A 16,312-nucleotide genomic window follows, 5' to 3' on the forward strand; every position below is an offset into this window, starting at 1 on the left:
TCGTTCGGCACCGTTTCGGTGACGTCGCGCCTGAATTTAGCGCAGCCACGCCGGGGTCGAAAGCCCTGGCGCGAGCTTTTTCCAACGCCTGTTTGACGTTGTTCAATTGCCGCTCTGGGGCTTGAGGTGAGCCAGCAGCCTTTTCTCCAGGTAGCGGAAGAAGTAGAGGATGGCGAAGGTCAGGCAGAGGTAGATCGCCGCCGCGAACAGGAAGGCCTCGAACGGCGCATAGAAACGCGCATAGACGAAGCGTGCTGCGCCGGTGATGTCCATCAGCGTGACCACGCTGGCGATGGCGCTGGCATGCAGCATGAAGATCACCTCGTTGCCGTAGGCCGGCAGGGCGCGGCGGAAGGCGCTGGGCAGCACGATGCGCCGCATCATCAGCCCCTGCGACATGCCGTAGGCCTTGGCCGCTTCGATTTCACCCTGTGGCGTGGCCTTGATCGCCCCGCGGAATATCTCGGTGGTGTAAGCCGCCGTGTTGAGGGTGAAGGCGATCAGCGCCGGGTAGAAGGCCTCGCGCAGGATTGGCCAGAGGAAGGTCTGCTGAATGCCGTCGAAGAACACCACGCCGTAGTAGATGATGTAGAGCTGGATCAGCAGCGGCGTGCCGCGGAACACGTAGGTGTAGGCATAGATCGGCAGGCTGATCCAGCGACGCCCCGAGCTGCGCCCGATGGCCAGCGGTATCGCCAGCACCAGGCCGGCGACCAGCGACAGGAACACCAGTTGGGTGGTGAGCACCAGCCCGTCCCAGTAATAGCCGATGGTCTGCGGGGTGAAGATGCGGTTGCCGGCGAGCAGCTCGTTGAGCCAGGTCAATTCTGTCATCTCAGTGCCCTCCGAAGCCGACGTTGTAGCGCTTCTGCAGCCGGGCGAACATCCACTCCGACACGCTGGCGATCAGCAGATAGACGGCGGCCACCGGGAGCAGGAAGGTGAACGGCTCGTGGGTGGCGCGCGACGCCTCGGCGGCCACGCGTACCATGTCCGAGAGCCCGATCACCGAAACCAGCGCGGTGGTCTTGAGCAATACCATCCAGTTGTTGGAGATGCCCGGCAGGGCATGGCGCATCATCTGCGGAAAGCGGATGCGCCGGAACACCAGCCAGGGGCTCATGCCGTAGGCCTTGCCGGCCTCGATCTGGCCGTGCTCCACGGCCATGAAGGCGCCACGGAAGGTCTCGCCCATGTAGGCACCGAAGATGAAGCCGATGGTGAGCACCCCGGCGGCGAAGGCGTTGAGGTTGATGTACCAGTCCACCCCGAACCGGTCGTAGATGGCATCGGTGGCGACGTTGAGCGCCATCTGGCCGCCGAAGAACAGCAGCAGCATCAGCACCAGGTCGGGCACGCCACGAATCACTGTGGTGTAGAGCGTGGCCACCTTGTGCAGCAGCCAGTTGCGCGACATCTTGGCGCTGGCGGTGAGCAGCCCCAGGATCAGGGCGAAAATCAGCGACAGCACGGCGAGCTGGAGGGTGACGCCGGCACCCTCCAGCAGTCGCGGCCCGTAGCCATGTAGATCGATCATGCGGGAACCCTCAATACTTCGGCGCCAGGAACTGCTTGAGCCGGGGTGAGGTGGGATTGACCAGTACCTCCTGGGGCGGGCCGGCTTCTTCGACGAGGCCCTGGTGCAGGTAGATGACCTGGCTGGAGACGTCGCGGGCGAAGCCCATCTCATGGGTCACCACCACCATCGTGCGGCCTTCCTCGGCCAGGTCACGCATGACCTTGAGCACGTCGCCGACCAGCTCCGGATCCAGCGCCGAGGTGGGCTCGTCGAACAGCATTACCTCAGGATCCATGGCCAGCGCCCGGGCAATGGCGCCACGCTGCTGCTGGCCGCCCGACATCTGCGCCGGATAGGCGTCCGCCCGGGCGGTCAGGCCGACCCGCTCGAGCAGGGCGCGGGCATGCTCGATAGCCTCCTTCTTCGACTTGCCGAGGACATGGATGGGGGCCTCGATGATGTTCTCCAGCAGGGTCATGTGCGACCACAGATTGAAGCTCTGGAACACCATGGAAAGCCGGGCGCGCATGCGCACCACCTGCTTCCAGTCGGCGGGCTCGCGACCGTGCTTGGTGTGCTTGAAGCGAATTTCCTCGCCATGCACGATCAGGTCGCCTTCGTCGGGCTGCTCCAGCAGGTTCATGCAGCGTAGGAAGGTGCTCTTGCCGGAGCCGGAGGCTCCTATCAGGGTGATCACGTCGCCCTTTCTGGCCTCGAGGGAGAGTCCCTTGAGGACTTCGGTGTCACCGAAGCGCTTCTTGATGTTGCGCACTTCGAGTGGAATCGGGGTATCGGCCATGGGACGGGCTCCAGGTCGGGACGGGTCGCCTGTGGCGACGGGCCGGTTCAATCGGGCAGGCACGAAAAAGGGGCGATTCTAACAGGCCTGAGGGCTTTGGGCAGAGGGAGGTAAAGCCCGTGTCATGCGACGATGGTCGAGGAAGTGAGGCGAGAAAAGCATCAAAAGGCTCCTAGTTATTGTTGTATCACAAAAAATATTGCTGAAGCGATTGGGGCTCGGGGTCGTTTTCCCTGTCGCTAGCCGGGCGGCGTTGCAGGGCGAGCCAGCAGGACGGCGCGGGCGCCAAGCTCCACCGCCGCATTGGGAAAGACCACGCTCAGCGGTTCGTCCTGAACGATGCAAGGGCCGGCGCTGGCGTCTTCGGCAAGCCGAGTACCGGGCGCGAATTCGGTAAAGTTCGGCGTATCGTCGGGAAAGCACAAGTGGAAGTCCTGTGATTGCCGCATCAGCTCGTGGGCGACGCGGAAGAACGCCATACGTGCCGGGTCGGCCCCTCGCGGCTCGCGCCCTTCCAGCAGGGCTTTGAGAAGACGTGTCATGGGGGCCAGGGCAGTCAGGTCGTTGTGGCCGAAGGGCAGGGCGCGCCCCAGCTCCAGGGTGAAGGCCTGGGCCTGATGATAGTGCTTGGAGTAGTGGGAAAAGGTCCAACTGTGCCGATGCTGGTGCAGCACCGCCTGGATGCCGGCCTCGGCCAGCCAACGCCACTGTTCGGGCCGGGTGATCGTTTCGGCGAAGGGTTCGACCACGAAGCGCGGGAAGCGGCTGTCGCGGATCGCCGTGTGCAGGTCATAGTGCAGTCGCTCGCGCCCGGCATGCCGGGCGTAGAAATCGTCCACGGCGCTCATCAGCTGTCGGGCGCGATCCGGCTCCATGCCGGTCTCGTCCAGGTCGCGACGAAACAGGCGGTTGAGATTGGTGTTCACGTAGCGCTCGGCGCGGCTAATGGCCTCGAGATTGCCCAGGATGATCAGCGCCGGAGCCCCCAGTGGCAGCAGGCCGGCTTCGATGCGGGCCAGGCAGCTGCCGAGCAGCTCGATGGGCGCCGTCTCGTTGCCGTGGATGCCCACCGAAAACACGCAGGCGCGCGCCGTCGCGCGGCACTCGGTAGGCGTCAGCTCGAGAATGCCCGGGGCGTGAAGCCGGTAGCTACCGCCGCGCAGGCGGCCGCTGTGTGCCGCGGGGCGGGTCTCTTCGAGGCTGAGTTCGATCCATTCCGACAACATGCTTCGTCCGGGGGCTGTGGGTCCTCGCTCACCTTCCTGCGGACAGGGCATTATCTCAAGCGCGGGCGTCGGGCTGGTGAAAGCCCGGGTGCGATATTGAAAACGACTCCTGCGTGCCGACCTTTGCCCAATGGGGGCGCGGGCGGGCAGCGACTAAGCTGCCTGAAACTTTTTTGCGGCGAGGAGCCCGCCATGCCAACTGCCCAAGGTAACGCTTCGCTCGGCCATGGTGGCCGTCTCGACGATCACTACGATGCGGCCAGCGCCAGCCAAGGCCACCCCCTACAGGTACGCCTGCGCGAGGCTTTTCGGGCTGCTGGGCGGGACCCGGAGAACCTGAGTGTCGACGACATCGCCGGCATCGACCAGCTGCATCTCGGTGGGCGCAGCGCCAGTCGCGTGCTGGCGGATATGGGCAAGCTGACGGGGGGCGAGCGAGTGCTCGACGTCGGCTGCGGTACCGGCGGTGCCAGCCGTCTGCTGGCCGCCGAGTACGACTGCGATGTGATGGGAATCGATATCACTGCCGCCTTCGTCGAGGTGGCACGCTGGCTGAGCAGGGCGACCGGCCTGGCCGGGCGCACCCGCTTCGTGTGTGGCGATGCTGCCAGCGTGCCGCTGACGACAAGCAGCATCGAGGCGGTGTGGTGCCAGCATGCGCTGATGAACATGCCCCAGGTGCCGCGGGTGCTGGCCGAGTGGCGGCGCTTGCTCGTGCCCGGCGGTCGCGTGCTGCTGCACGAGGTGGTGGCCGGCGACAATCCCGAGCCGCTGGCGCTGCCCGTCCCCTGGGCGCGCACCCCAGCCAACAGCCATCTACGCTGCCGAGAGCAACTGGAGCGCGCCCTGGCCCTGGCGGGCTTCGAGCCGCTCGCCATCGAGGACGTGACGGAGGCCGCCCTGAGCTGGCGTGAGACCCGGGCAAAACGCGAAAGCGGCGCCCAGCAGGCGGCCCGGGCGCTGCCGGGGCCGGCGCTGATCTTCGGCGATGATTTTGCTCTGATGGGGCGCAACCTGCGCGACAACCTGGCGACCGGAAAAGTCAAAGTGCTGGCCGGCGTCTGGCAGCGCACCGGTCGATGAAATCGAACCAGACGTGCTAAAAGCTTTGCTTTTCTTCACCGCCCTGCCTTCTACGCTGACGAGTGTCATCAGTGCTGATGTCGTCTTTTCTACAGGAGGTGAACGATGACCAAGGTGCTCGTGCTCTACCATTCGATGTATGGCCATATCCACACCATGGCCCAAGCCGTCGCCGAGGGAGCCAGGCAGGTCGATGGCGTGGAGGTCGACGTCAAGCGCGTACCCGAGACCATGGACCCTGAAACCTTTGCCAAGGCGGGCGGCAAGACCTTCGACACGCCGGAAGCCTCGCCCCAGGAGCTGGCCGATTACGATGCGGTGATCTTCGGTACCCCGACGCGCTTCGGCAACATGACCGGGCAGATGCGCAACTTTCTCGACCAGACCGGCGGCCTGTGGGCCAAGGGGGCGCTGCGCGGCAAGGTGGGCAGCGTGTTCACCTCGACCGGCACCGGCGGCGGCAACGAAACCACCATCCTCACGTCCTGGACCACCCTGGCCCACCAGGGCATGCTGATCCTGCCGGTGGGCTACGGGCTCGAGTCGCAGTTCGACATCTCCAGCGTCCAGGGCGGCTCGCCCTACGGCGCCTCGACGCTGGCCGGGGCGGACGGTTCGCGTCAGCCCACCGAGCATGAGCTCGAGCTGGCCAGACTGCAGGGGCGCAGCGTTGCCCAGGTAGCGGCCAAGCTGGGCGCGTAAGATTGAGGCGGCCAAAGCTGGCCGCATGAGAGCGACCGCTGAGAGGCGACGTAAAGAAAAAGGCGCGGCATGGGCCGCGCCTTTTTCATGTGCCGTTGGTGGCTGATGCCGGGCGGTCGTATCAGTTCAGGTTCTGCTCGCCTTCGCCCAGATTGTCGTCACCGTCCAACTCCTCGAGGTTGTCCTGGTCGAAATCATCGACGGAGCGCTCACCGCTCTGCGATTGCAGGATTATCTCTCCTTCGGAGCGAATCTCCAGGTTGTCGATCGGGTAGGCCGCCTCGTCGCCGCCGAAGCCGAGGAAGCCGCCCTCGCTGACGATGACGTAGGTCTGGTCGGTCTGGGTGTCGCGCACCACTCTCTCGACGTCACCCACTTCGTCGCCGTCCTGGGTGACGATGTCGCGGCCTTCGAGATCGCTTACCTGCATGTCCATCTGCTGGCCGACCTGATCCTGTGCGGCCTGATCCTGACCATTCTGGTCGTCATCGAACATGCCGTCCTGATCGACTTCGACGTCGGGCTCGGGCTGCTCGATGGTCACGTCGGGCGATTGCTGCTCTACGGTGACTTCAGGCGGCTCCTGCTCGACCTCGATCTCGGCCGGCTCCTGGTCGACCTCGACGTCGGTCTCGCCCGGACTGGCCTCTACCTGGGTATCCCCATCCAGGCCGTTGTCATCATCGGCATCGTCGGCAATGCCAATCTCTTCTTCCTCGTCCTCGAACTCTTCGTTGTCGAACTCGTCATTCTCGAATTCGTTGTCGTCAGCGTATGGCTGCTGGCCCTGGCCATGTGGATCGAAGCCGGTCTCGCCCGGTTCGCCCGCCTGCTCTTCGTCGAACTGCTCCTGATTCTGGGCGTCCTCATCGGTCATCTGCTGCGGTTCGCCCAAATGATGCTGAGGATCCTCGTCCTGGACGTCCTGAGCAAGGACGCCGTGGCTGAGCCCGGTGCTCAGGGCGCCTACTGCAATGGCAATTGCTGTCCTTTTCATGCCCTTCCTCCTTTCGTTGCGCGTTGCCCTTTCGAGCTTGCACACATCAGGCTAGACGAGGGATTGGCAACCAAGGCCAGGGCTTACCGGGAAGTAACTAAAACAAAGCGAGAAGTTACGCGGGAGGGTTTTCGTTTCGATGGCCCCAGCCGGACGATGTCCGGCTGGGGCAGGGAGAGCCGCGGTGCTTATTGGGCAACACGCTCGGCTATGGCCTTGCCCAGGGTCTGGGTGGTGCCCTGGCCGCGAATGTCCGGCGTCAGCACTGCCGGATCGGCTTCCGTCAGCACCGCTTCGAAGGCGGCGATGATGGCGTCGGCGGCCTCCTTATGGCCCAGGTGCTCGAGCATCATAGCGCCGGACCAGATCTGGCCGATGGGGTTGGCGATGCCCTTGCCGGCGATGTCCGGAGCGCTGCCGTGGACCGGCTCGAACAGGCTGGGGAACTTGCCCTCGGGGTTGATGTTGGCCGAGGGCGCCACGCCGATGGTGCCGGTGCAGGCCGGGCCCAGGTCGGAGAGGATGTCGCCGAACAGGTTGCTGGCCACCACCACGTCGAACCAGTCGGGGTGCATGACGAAGTTGGCAGTGAGGATGTCGATGTGAAACTTGTCGACGCTGACCTCGGGGTAGTTGCCCGACATGGCCACGACCCGCTCGTCCCACCACGGCATGGTGATGGCGATGCCGTTGGACTTGGTGGCCGAGGTGAGCTTCTTCCGCGGCCGGCTCTGGGCCAGCTCGAAGGCGAACTTGAGCACCCGGTCGGTGCCGTGGCGGGTCATCACCGTTTCCTGGATCACCACCTCGCGCTCGGTGCCCTCGAACATCTTGCCGCCGACGCTGGAGTATTCGCCTTCGGTGTTCTCGCGCACCACGTAGAAGTCGATGTCGCCGGGCTTGCGGTCGGCCAGCGGGCTCTTGATGCCCGGCAGCAGCTTGCACGGGCGCAGGTTGATGTACTGGTCGAACTGGCGGCGGAACTGCAGCAGCGAGCCCCACAGCGAGACGTGGTCCGGCACCGTGTCGGGCCAGCCCACCGCGCCGTAGAAGATGGCGTCGAAGTCCTTGAGCTGCTCGAACCAGTCGTCGGGCATCATCTTGCCGTGCTTGGCGTAGTAGTCGCAGCAGGCGAAGTCGAAGTGCTCGAAGGCCAGGTCGATGTCGAAGCGCTTGGCAACGGCTTCGAGCACGCGCAGGCCTTCCGGCATCACTTCGTTGCCGATGCCGTCGCCGGGAATGACAGCGATACGATGGGTCATGGTGGACTCCTCGGATGGTGGTGGATCAATCGCGGGTCATGAAATGGGTGATACGGTCGAGCAGGCCCTCTGGCGCCTCCTCGGGGATGTAGTGGCCGCAGGGCAGTGCCTCGCCTTCGACCCGTTCGGCCACGGCGCGCCATTCCGCCAGTGGGTCGAAGCAGCGCTCGATGATGCCGTGCTTGCCCCACAGCACGCTGACCGGGCAGGCGATACGGCGTCCCGCTTCACGGTCGGCGCGGTCGTGTTCCAGGTCGATGGCGTTGCTGGCGCGATAGTCCTCGCACAGGGCATGGGCGGCGCCGGGCTGGGCCAGGCAGCGCTGGTACTCGGCGATGGCTGCCGGATCGAAGGCGTCGAGGCTGGCGTGTCGCCCACCCATGGTGCGGGTGATGTAGTCGTTGGGTGAAGCCTCGATCAGGGTTTCCGGCAGCGGCGAGGGCTGGATCAGAAAGAACCAGTGGAAGTAGGCGGTGGCGAAGGTGCGGTCGGTTTGCTCGTACATGGCAAGCGTAGGGGCAATATCGAGCAGCATCAGCTTGTCTACCCTGTCCGGATGATCCATGACCAGGCGGTGGGCGACACGTCCACCGCGGTCGTGGCCGCACAGCAAGAAGCGCTCGAAGCCCAGCTCACGCATCACTGCGACCTGATCCTCGGCCATGGCGCGCTTGCTGTAGTTGGCGTGGTCCGGCTCGCCGGGTGGCTTGGACGAATCGCCATAGCCACGTAGATCAGTGGCCACCACCGTGAAGCGGCTCGCCAGCGGTTCGGCCAGACGGTGCCAGATCACATGGCTCTGGGGGTGACCGTGGAGCAGCAGCAGCGGCGGTCCCGAGCCGCCGATGCGGCCATGGATGTTGATGTCGCCGCAAGCGATGTCGAACGTGCGGAATCCCTCGAACATGAGTGCTTCCTCCGAATCTTTGGCTGTCCCCAGTCTAGCCCTTGGCTAGGTGAGAATAATCAGGCTATATGGAAATGTATTATTGACTGAAAGTGGAGAGTCACATGGCTCAGCTCGACGACCTGGTTTTCTTCCGCCAACTGGCCCTGGCGGGCAGCCTGACGGCCACGGCGCGGGAGCTGGGCCTGTCGCTGTCGGCGGTGAGCAAGCGTCTCAAGCAGCTCGAGGCGCGCCTGGGCGTCGAGCTGGCCAGCCGCACGACGCGGCGCCTGACGCTGACTGCCGAAGGGGAGCGCTATCTCACCCGCGGCTCGGTGATCCTCGAAGAGCTCTCCGAGCTGGAAGAGGCGCTGGGCGAACAGCAGGCGTCACTCTCGGGGCCGCTCAAGGTGAACGCTACCTTCGGCTTCGGCCGCCGCCACGTGGCGCCGCTGCTGTCGGCATTCTGTACCCTCAATCCCGGCGTCGAAGGCGTGCTGGAGCTCACCAACTATCCCCTGAGCCTCGGTGAGCAGGGCTTTGACGTCGGCATTCGCGTCGGTGAGCCGCCCGATTCGCGCCTGGTGGCGCGACGCATCCTGACCAATCGACGGGTGCTGTGTGCCGCCCCTGACTACGTGGCACGCATGGCAGCGCTGACGACACCGGCGGACCTTGCCGCACATCCCTGCCTGATACTGCGCGAGAACGACAGCGACTACGCCGTGTGGCGCTTTCAGCACCGCGACGACCCGCTGCGCGAGCAGGCGGTCAAGATCGCGGGGCCCCTGGCCAGCAACGACGGCGAAGTGATCGTGCAGCTAGCGCTCGATGGCCACGGTGTGGCGCTGCGCTCCTGGTGGGACGTGCATGAACACCTGGCCAGCGGCACGCTGGTCGAACTGCTGCCGCAGTGGCGGGGCATCTCGGCCGACTTTCACGCCGTCTATCAGCAGCGCCGGCACGTGCCGGCACGCCTGCGTGCCTTCGTGGCGTTTCTCGAGGAGCGGATGCCCGAGCGGGTACCGCCGCTGCCCGGCGCCGGGCAGCCGGGGGTCAGGCGCGGCGGCGGCGTCGCTGACGCGCATCCGCATAGCGCTTGAGCCCATAGAGCAGCACTAGGGCGAGCACGATGCCGGCGGCCGCCCAGGCCAGCTCGCGGCGGTCTTCGGCGGTCAGCAGGGTGCCGAGCTGGCTGCTGAGCAGGATGATACCGGCCAGCCCCGGCGTGGCGCCGATGAAGGTGCCGAGCATGTAGTCGCGAAAGCGGATGTGGAAGGCGCCGGCCAGCAGGTTGGTGAGGGTGAAGGGGGCCAGGGGCAGCAGGTTGAGCACGGTCATGGTACGTACGCCGTGCCCGGCCAGATAGCGCGACATGTTGATCAGGCGCGTGCCGCCATAGTACAGCAGGGCATCGCGCCCGAGCCTTCGGCCCAGCCAGTAGGTCGCTATCGAGCCGACCAGCGTGCCGATCAGCGAGTAGAAGAATCCCCACCACGGGCCGAACAGCAGGCCCGCCAGCACCACCAGCACACTCAGCGGAAACAGGGTCAGCGAGGCGGCGAGAAAGGCCACCACCACCACCACGCCGGCCCAGGGCGCATCGCGCCAGGCCAGCGAACCTTGCAGCATTGCGAGGAGAGTGTTGGCGTCGAACAGGTCGTGCGCGGCCAGCCAGCCCCAGAGGAAGCCCAGCAGGGCGAGTGTCACCAGAGCGGCGAGGACGAGAAGCACCTTGCGGGACATGCGGATGGCCTGCACGGGAACGTGGCTTCAGCATAGGCCGCCCCTACTGCATTGACCAAGTGGCGACGCGGTGTGATCTCAGGTGCTATCGCCCACCAGCAGCTCGAAGCCCACGTCGTGTTGTCGGCGCGCTACGCGCTGGCCCTCGAGGCGGCGTATCACTGCCGTGGCGGCGAGTTCGCCCATGGCGTGGCGCGGGGAGCGGATGGTGGTCAGGCGCGGGGTGACGTGCTGGCCAATGGGCAGCCCGTTGAAGCCGGCAATGGCTATCCTTTGCGGTACCGCCAGGCCCAGGCGCTGGGCGTGGAGCAGGGCGCCGGTGGCCAGGTCGTCGTTGGCGAAGTGGATCGCCCCGATGTCGGGATGCTCGGCGAGCGCCCGTTCCAGCCCGGCGGCGCCGGCGTCGAGCCCGCCCCGTTCGAGTTCGAGCAGCGGTGCGGTGAGGCCGGCCTGCTCGAATATCTCGCGATGGCCCTCGTAGCGCATCCCGGCGCGATAGTCGCCGGCCAGCCGTGCGCCGATGAAGAGCGTCTGGCGATGGCCCCGCTCGAGCAGGTGGCGCGCCATGCAGCGGCCGGCTTCGGTATGGTCCAACCCCACGTTGAGATCCCGCGCCTCGCCCAGCTCCATGACCTCCATGATCGGCTTGTCGCAGTTGGCGAGCAGGGTGCGGCAGGCCTCGTTGTGGCGCAGCCCCGCGGTGACCAGCGCCGAGCAGGACCAGCCGAGGAAGGTGCGAATCAGCTGGTATTCCCGCTCCAGGTCATACTCGGTATTGCCCAGCAGGATCTGGTAGCCCTGGGCCTCGAAGGTTTCCTGCAGCCCCTGGATCACCTCGATGAACACGCTGTTGGCCAGCGAAGGCACGATGACGGCAATGAAGCGCGAGCGGGCCGATGCCAGGCTGCCGGCCACCAGGTTGGGCACGTAGCCCAGGCGCTCCACGGCCTCGAGAACCCGCGCACGGGTGAGTTCGTTGACCTGATCGGGGCGATTCAGTGCGCGCGAAGCGGTGATGGCCGAGACGCCGGCGGCATCGGCTACCTGCTTGAGCGTGGGCTGCTCGGTGCTGCGTCGTCGACGCGAGTTGTGCGCATCGTTAGACAATGGTCGTGTCCTCCTGACCGCCCCTTGCTGCGAGTCGGTGAATCTACTACAACGATGTTAGCGCTAACATGATAGCGCTAACATGGCGAATCCAACCAGCTCAAAAACGCCACCGGAAGCAAAGGACGTCGAGCGGCTAGAGCGGACAGAATGGGCAGCACGAATAGAACGGCTGGCGCAAAAGCGAACAAATAAACAGGAGAGCGGCGGTGAGCGACGGTACTCCAAGAGTGGGCGTCATCGGCCTGGGCGCCATGGGCCTGGGTACGGCGACGGCGCTGCACGAGCGTGGCCTGACGGTGGTCGGCTGCGACGTGGCCGAATCGGCCTGCCGCGCCTTCGAGAACTCCGGCGGACGCTGCGTGACGACGCCCGCCGAGCTTGCCGCGCAGTGCGACGTGGTGCTGATCGTGGTGGTCAATGCCGTTCAGGTCGAGCAGGTGCTGTTCGGCGAGAGCGGGCTCGCCCACGCTCTGGCGCCTGGCGCGCTGGTGATCCAGTGTGCCACCGTAGCGCCGAGTCTGGCCGAGGGGCTGGGCGCCCGGCTGGCCGAGCGCGGCCTGCTGATGCTCGACGCACCGATCAGCGGCGGGGCGGCCAAGGCGCGGGCAGGGCGGCTCTCGGTGATGGCATCCGGCAGCGCCGAGGCCTTCGACAAGGCCGGCCCGGTGCTCGATGCCATGGCCGAGATCGTGCATCGCCTGGGCGATGCCCCGGGCATCGGCTCCAGCATGAAGCTGGTCAACCAGCTGCTGGCCGGCGTGCATATCGCCGCTGCTGCCGAAGCGGTGGCGCTGGGCGTTCGCATGGGGCTGGAACCGCGCCGCGTGTACGAGGTGATCACCCAATCCGCCGGCAACTCCTGGATGTTCGAGAACCGTGTGCCGCACATTCTCGAGGGCGATTATACCCCGCTCTCGGCAGTGGACATCTTCGTCAAGGATCTCAACATCGTCCACGAGACCGGCCGCGAGCTGGCCATGGCCACGCCCATCGCCGCCAGCGCGCTGCAGCAGTTCACCGCCGCCAAGGGCGCCGGATTCGGCCGCGAGGACGACTCGGCGGTGATCAAGGTCTACCAGCGCCTCTCGGGCATTGCCCTGCCCGAGGCGGCCAACGACGAGGGGGCGTGAGCATGGCGATCGTGCTGGGCGCCATTGCCGACGACTTCACCGGGGCCACCGACCTGGCCAACAATCTGGTGCGCGGCGGCATGCGCTGCGTGCAGCTGATCGGCGTGCCCCAGCGCCCCCTGGCAGAGCTGGTCGAGGACGCGGAGCAGATCGATGCGGTGGTGGTGGCGCTGAAATCGCGCTCCTGTCCGACTGACGAGGCCATACGCGATTCGCTGGCGGCACTGGAGTGGCTGCGCGGCGAGGGCGCCCGCCAACTCTTCTTCAAGTACTGCTCCACCTTCGACTCCACCGAGGCCGGCAACATCGGCCCGGTCGGCGAGGCGCTGCTGGGGCGTCTCGGCGCGCCGCTGAGCGTCATGGTGCCGGCCTTCCCGGCCAACGGTCGCACTGTCTATCAGGGCCATCTGTTCGTCGGCGACCAGCTGCTCAACGAAAGCGGCATGCAGCACCATCCGCTCAATCCGATGCACGATGCCGATCTGGTCCGCGTGCTGGCGCGTCAGAGCCGACACCCGGTAGGGCTGCTGCCGTGGCCGACGCTGGCCCAGGGTGCCCAGGCCGCCAGGGCACGGCTCGACGAACTGGCCGACCAGGGCGTGCGGCAGGTGATCTGCGACACCCTCGACGAGCGCGACCTGGCCGTGCTGGCCGAGGCGACGGCCGACCTGCCGCTGGTGACCGGCGGCTCGGGGCTGGGCCAGACGCTGCCCGCCGCGTACCGCCGACGCGGCTGGCTGGGCGAGGTCGCGGCGCCGGGGGCGCTGCAGCCGGCGTCGGGCAATGCTGTGGTGCTGTCGGGTAGCTGCTCGCGGGCCACCCTGGCCCAGGTCGACGCCTTTCTCACGCGCTTTCCCGGCTTTCCCCTCGATCCGGCCTCGTTGGCTGAAGGGCCCGACCATCTGGAGCGGGCGCTGGCCTTTGCTCGTCGACACCTGACCGGTGGCCGCCCGGTGCTGATCTACGCCTCGGCCGATGCCGAGCGGGTGCACCGGGTGCAGCAGAGGCTGGGACGCGAGCGGGCCGGCGAACTAGTGGAGAAGGCGCTGGGAGAGCTCGCCCGACGGCTGGTCGACGAGGGCGTGGGACGCCTGGTGGTGGCGGGCGGCGAAAGCTCCGGGGCCGTGGTGTCGGCGCTGGGCGTCTGCGCCCTGCGCATCGGCGAGCAGATCGACCCCGGCGTACCCTGGACCCAGGCCATGCTGGCCGGCCGCCAGGCGCCGCTGACGCTGGCGCTGAAGTCGGGCAACTTCGGCGGCGAGGATTTCTTCCTGCGCGCCTTCGAGGTGCTGCCATGAGCCTCCAGGACACAAACTGCCTGCGCGAGCAGATCGCCACGCTCGGCAAGTCGCTGTTCGATCGCGGCCTGACCATGGGCTCGAGCGGCAACATCAGCGTGCGCCTGGACGACGGCGGCTGGCTGATGACGCCGACCAACGCCTGCCTGGGCCGGCTCGATCCGGCGCGGATCTCGCGCCTCGACCGCGACGGCCACCTGCTCGACGGCGACGCCCCGACCAAGGAGCAGTTTCTGCACATGGCGATGTACGCCGAGCGTCCCCGCGCCGGCGCCATCGTGCATCTGCACTCGACCCATTCGGTGGCAGTCTCCTGCCTGCCCGACGTCGATCCCTGCGACTGCATCCCGCCGCTCACCGCCTACTACGTGATGCGGGTGGGGCGCCTGCCCCTGGTGCCCTACCACGTGCCGGGAGATCCGGCGCTGGGCGACGCCGTGCGCGGCTTGGCCGGCAAGCACAGCGCCGTGCTGCTGGCCAACCATGGCCCGGTGGTGGCGGGCAAGAACCTGGAGGCGGCGGTCTATGCTACCGAGGAGCTGGAAGAAACCGCCAAGCTCTACCTGCTGCTGCGCGGCCACAATCCACGCGGGCTGACGCCCGAGCAGGTCGCCGAACTCGAAGCGCGCTTTCCACGTGACTGATGCCGCCACACGACCCAAGAACACGAGACGCGAAACATGATTCGACTGGCCGCCAACCTCAGCATGCTGTTCACCGAACACGACTTCCTCGACCGCTTCCGAGCAGCGTCGGCGGCGGGCTTTCGCGGCGTGGAGTACCTGTTTCCCTATGCCTACGCACCCGAGGAGCTGGCCGCTGCGCTGAGGGAGGCCGGCGTCGAACAGGTGCTGTTCAACATGCCGCCGGGCGACTGGGAGGCCGGCGAGCGCGGTCTGGCCAGCCTGCCAGGGCGTGAGGCGGAGTTTCGCGACGGTGTGGTCGAGGCGTTGCGCTACGCCGAAGCCCTCGACTGCCCCCGGGTGCACGCCATGGCTGGGCTGCTGCCGGTCGGCGCCGATGCCGAAACGTTGGCGCGCTATCACGCCACCTACGTAAGCAATCTGCGCTTCGCTGCCGCCGAGGCGGCCAAGGTGGGATGCCAGGTGCTGATCGAGCCGATCAACACCCGCGACATGCCGGGCTACTTCCTCTCACGCCAGGCCCAGGCCATGGCGGTGCTCGAGCAGGTCGGGGCCAACGGCAGCCTGCGTCTGCAGTTCGACCTCTATCACTGCCAGATCATGGAGGGCGACCTGATCCGCCATCTGGAGCGGCAGTTCACCGCCATCGCCCATGTCCAGATCGCCGGCGTACCGGAGCGCCACGAACCGGATGTCGGCGAGGTGCACTATCCCGCCCTGTTCGAGCGGCTGGAGCGGCTCGGCTATCGGGGTTGGGTCGGCTGCGAGTACCGCCCGGCGGCGGGCACCCGGGAAGGGTTGAGCTGGGGGCGCGACTACGGGCTCACGGTCTGAGCGCAACGACAAGAACAAGCCGCAACGACAAAACACAGCGACAACGACAAAACGACAACAACAGGATGCCAGACATGCACATCGTCATTACCGGCGGCGCCGGTTTCCTCGGCCAGCGACTTGCCGCGCGCCTGCTGGCGCGGGGCGAGCTGAGAGGTGAGGCCGTTCAGCGCCTGACGCTGGTCGATCAGCTCGAGCCGCCGTGCCCGCCCAGCGACACGGTCGACGTCGAAGGGCTGGCGCTGGACATCACCGAGCTCGGCGCGCTGGACTCGGTGCTCGATGCGCGCCCGCACGTCGTCTATCACCTGGCCGCGGTGGTCAGCAGCGCCGCCGAGGCCGATCTGGATCTCGGCATGGAGGTCAACTTCGATGCCACCCGGGCACTGCTGGAGGGCTGCCGCGAGCGGGGGCTGGCCACGACCCGTCTGATCATGGCCAGCTCGGTGGCCGCCTACGGTGGCGAGTTGCCCGCGGTGCTCGACGACATGACCGCGCTGCAGCCGCAGAACTCCTACGGCACCCAGAAGGCGATGTGCGAGCTGTTGATCAACGACTACAGCCGGCGCGGTCTGGTCGACGGCTGCGTGCTGCGCCTGCCGACCATCATCGTGCGTCCAGGGCGACCCAACGCCGCCGCCTCGAGCTTCGCTTCCAGCATCCTGCGCGAGCCGCTCAACGACGAGGAGGCCATCTGTCCCGTGGCTCAGTCCCTGGAACTGTTCGTGATGTCGCCGGCCAAGGTGATCGAGGCGCTGGTGCACGGCGCCGAGGTGCCGGGTGAGGCGCTGGCGCCGTTTCGCGCCTTCATGCTGCCGGGCATCACGGTCAGCGTGGCCGAGATGCTCGATACCCTGCGTCAGGTGGCGGGTGACGAGGCGCTGGCGCGGGTGCGCCACGAACCCGATCCGCGTATCGAGGCGATCGTCGCCAGCTGGCCGGCACGCTTCGAGACCCGCCGGGCGCGGGCGCTGGGCTTCGCCGGCGACCGCAGCCTGCACGATATCGTCATGGCGTTCCTCGAGGAGCGCAGCCGATAGCGAGCACACAGCCGCGGCCGACAGGCCGCCGACAAC

Annotated in this window: 17 protein-coding genes; 8 read left to right on the forward strand and 9 right to left on the reverse strand. The window is 66.7% G+C overall.

From position 1 onward, the window contains the following. Positions 1-102 precede the first annotated feature (102 nt). From HOP53_RS10710 to HOP53_RS10725, 4 genes are all read right to left on the reverse strand, one after another. Entirely contained in the window at positions 103-834 is a 732-nt protein-coding gene (locus HOP53_RS10710) for an ABC transporter permease (RefSeq protein ID WP_234270028.1), read from the reverse strand. A gap of 1 nt (position 835) precedes the next feature. Continuing rightward, positions 836-1,537, reverse strand: coding sequence for an ABC transporter permease (locus HOP53_RS10715; RefSeq protein ID WP_234270029.1), 702 nt, complete (start codon positions 1,535-1,537; stop codon positions 836-838). Positions 1,538-1,547: 10 nt separating this feature from the next. Continuing rightward, positions 1,548-2,318 carry an ABC transporter ATP-binding protein gene (locus tag HOP53_RS10720; RefSeq protein ID WP_234270030.1) on the reverse strand — a complete coding sequence of 257 codons (771 nt, stop codon included), beginning with the start codon at positions 2,316-2,318 and terminating at the stop codon, positions 1,548-1,550. A gap of 239 nt (positions 2,319-2,557) precedes the next feature. Next, entirely contained in the window at positions 2,558-3,544 is a 987-nt protein-coding gene (locus HOP53_RS10725; protein ID WP_234270031.1) for a succinylglutamate desuccinylase, read from the reverse strand. Positions 3,545-3,736: 192 nt separating this feature from the next. On the opposite strand from HOP53_RS10725, the gene HOP53_RS10730 reads away from it, so the two are divergent. Together HOP53_RS10730 and wrbA are read left to right on the forward strand one after the other, a co-directional pair. Beyond that, complete coding sequence (locus HOP53_RS10730) at positions 3,737-4,627, forward strand: class I SAM-dependent methyltransferase (RefSeq protein ID WP_234270032.1); 891 nt, start codon at positions 3,737-3,739, stop codon at positions 4,625-4,627. Between the two features lie 105 nt (positions 4,628-4,732). Then, positions 4,733-5,329, forward strand: a complete 597-nt coding sequence (wrbA, locus tag HOP53_RS10735) for an NAD(P)H:quinone oxidoreductase (protein ID WP_234270033.1) — start codon at positions 4,733-4,735, stop codon at positions 5,327-5,329. A 121-nt stretch (positions 5,330-5,450) separates the two neighbouring features. On the opposite strand, the gene HOP53_RS10740 is transcribed toward wrbA, so the two are convergent. The 3 genes from HOP53_RS10740 to HOP53_RS10750 all read right to left on the reverse strand — a co-directional run bounded on the left by HOP53_RS10740 (position 5,451) and on the right by HOP53_RS10750 (position 8,495). Further along, a complete protein-coding gene (locus HOP53_RS10740) occupies positions 5,451-6,326 on the reverse strand; it encodes a PRC-barrel domain-containing protein (protein WP_234270034.1) in 876 nt (291 codons plus the stop codon). 188 nt (positions 6,327-6,514) lie between these two features. Further along, on the reverse strand, positions 6,515-7,588 hold the full coding sequence (locus HOP53_RS10745) for a tartrate dehydrogenase (RefSeq protein ID WP_234270035.1): 1,074 nt from the start codon (positions 7,586-7,588) through the stop codon (positions 6,515-6,517). A gap of 25 nt (positions 7,589-7,613) precedes the next feature. Further along, entirely contained in the window at positions 7,614-8,495 is an 882-nt protein-coding gene (locus tag HOP53_RS10750) for an alpha/beta fold hydrolase (RefSeq protein WP_234270036.1), read from the reverse strand. A gap of 104 nt (positions 8,496-8,599) precedes the next feature. On the opposite strand from HOP53_RS10750, the gene HOP53_RS10755 reads away from it, so the two are divergent. Next, complete coding sequence (locus tag HOP53_RS10755) at positions 8,600-9,577, forward strand: LysR family transcriptional regulator (RefSeq protein ID WP_234270037.1); 978 nt, start codon at positions 8,600-8,602, stop codon at positions 9,575-9,577. On the opposite strand, the gene HOP53_RS10760 is transcribed toward HOP53_RS10755, so the two are convergent. Both HOP53_RS10760 and HOP53_RS10765 read right to left on the reverse strand, forming a co-directional pair. Continuing rightward, on the reverse strand, positions 9,531-10,220 hold the full coding sequence (locus HOP53_RS10760; RefSeq protein WP_234270038.1) for a TVP38/TMEM64 family protein: 690 nt from the start codon (positions 10,218-10,220) through the stop codon (positions 9,531-9,533). The two genes, HOP53_RS10755 and HOP53_RS10760, sit on opposite strands and share 47 nt — an antisense overlap. 78 nt (positions 10,221-10,298) lie before the next feature. Further along, complete coding sequence (locus tag HOP53_RS10765; RefSeq protein WP_234270039.1) at positions 10,299-11,327, reverse strand: LacI family DNA-binding transcriptional regulator; 1,029 nt, start codon at positions 11,325-11,327, stop codon at positions 10,299-10,301. 209 nt (positions 11,328-11,536) lie between these two features. Here HOP53_RS10765 and ltnD point away from each other — a divergent pair, with 209 nt between their 5' ends. The 5 genes from ltnD to denD all read left to right on the forward strand — a co-directional run bounded on the left by ltnD (position 11,537) and on the right by denD (position 16,276). Further along, positions 11,537-12,460, forward strand: coding sequence for an L-threonate dehydrogenase (gene ltnD / locus HOP53_RS10770; protein ID WP_338073299.1), 924 nt, complete (start codon positions 11,537-11,539; stop codon positions 12,458-12,460). A gap of 2 nt (positions 12,461-12,462) precedes the next feature. Beyond that, positions 12,463-13,758: a 3-oxo-tetronate kinase gene (gene otnK, locus HOP53_RS10775; protein WP_234270426.1), complete on the forward strand. Its 1,296-nt coding sequence runs from the start codon at positions 12,463-12,465 to the stop codon at positions 13,756-13,758. After that, complete coding sequence (otnC, locus tag HOP53_RS10780; protein ID WP_234270040.1) at positions 13,755-14,402, forward strand: 3-oxo-tetronate 4-phosphate decarboxylase; 648 nt, start codon at positions 13,755-13,757, stop codon at positions 14,400-14,402. The genes otnK and otnC overlap by 4 nt, the downstream gene beginning before the upstream one ends. A gap of 36 nt (positions 14,403-14,438) precedes the next feature. Then, entirely contained in the window at positions 14,439-15,236 is a 798-nt protein-coding gene (otnI, locus tag HOP53_RS10785) for a 2-oxo-tetronate isomerase (protein ID WP_234270041.1), read from the forward strand. Between the two features lie 74 nt (positions 15,237-15,310). After that, positions 15,311-16,276, forward strand: coding sequence for a D-erythronate dehydrogenase (gene denD, locus HOP53_RS10790; RefSeq protein WP_234270042.1), 966 nt, complete (start codon positions 15,311-15,313; stop codon positions 16,274-16,276). Positions 16,277-16,312: the final 36 nt, after the last annotated feature.

Origin of the sequence: Billgrantia ethanolica, from assembly GCF_021404305.1 — a bacterium.
Taxonomy (GTDB): domain Bacteria; phylum Pseudomonadota; class Gammaproteobacteria; order Pseudomonadales; family Halomonadaceae; genus Halomonas; species Halomonas ethanolica.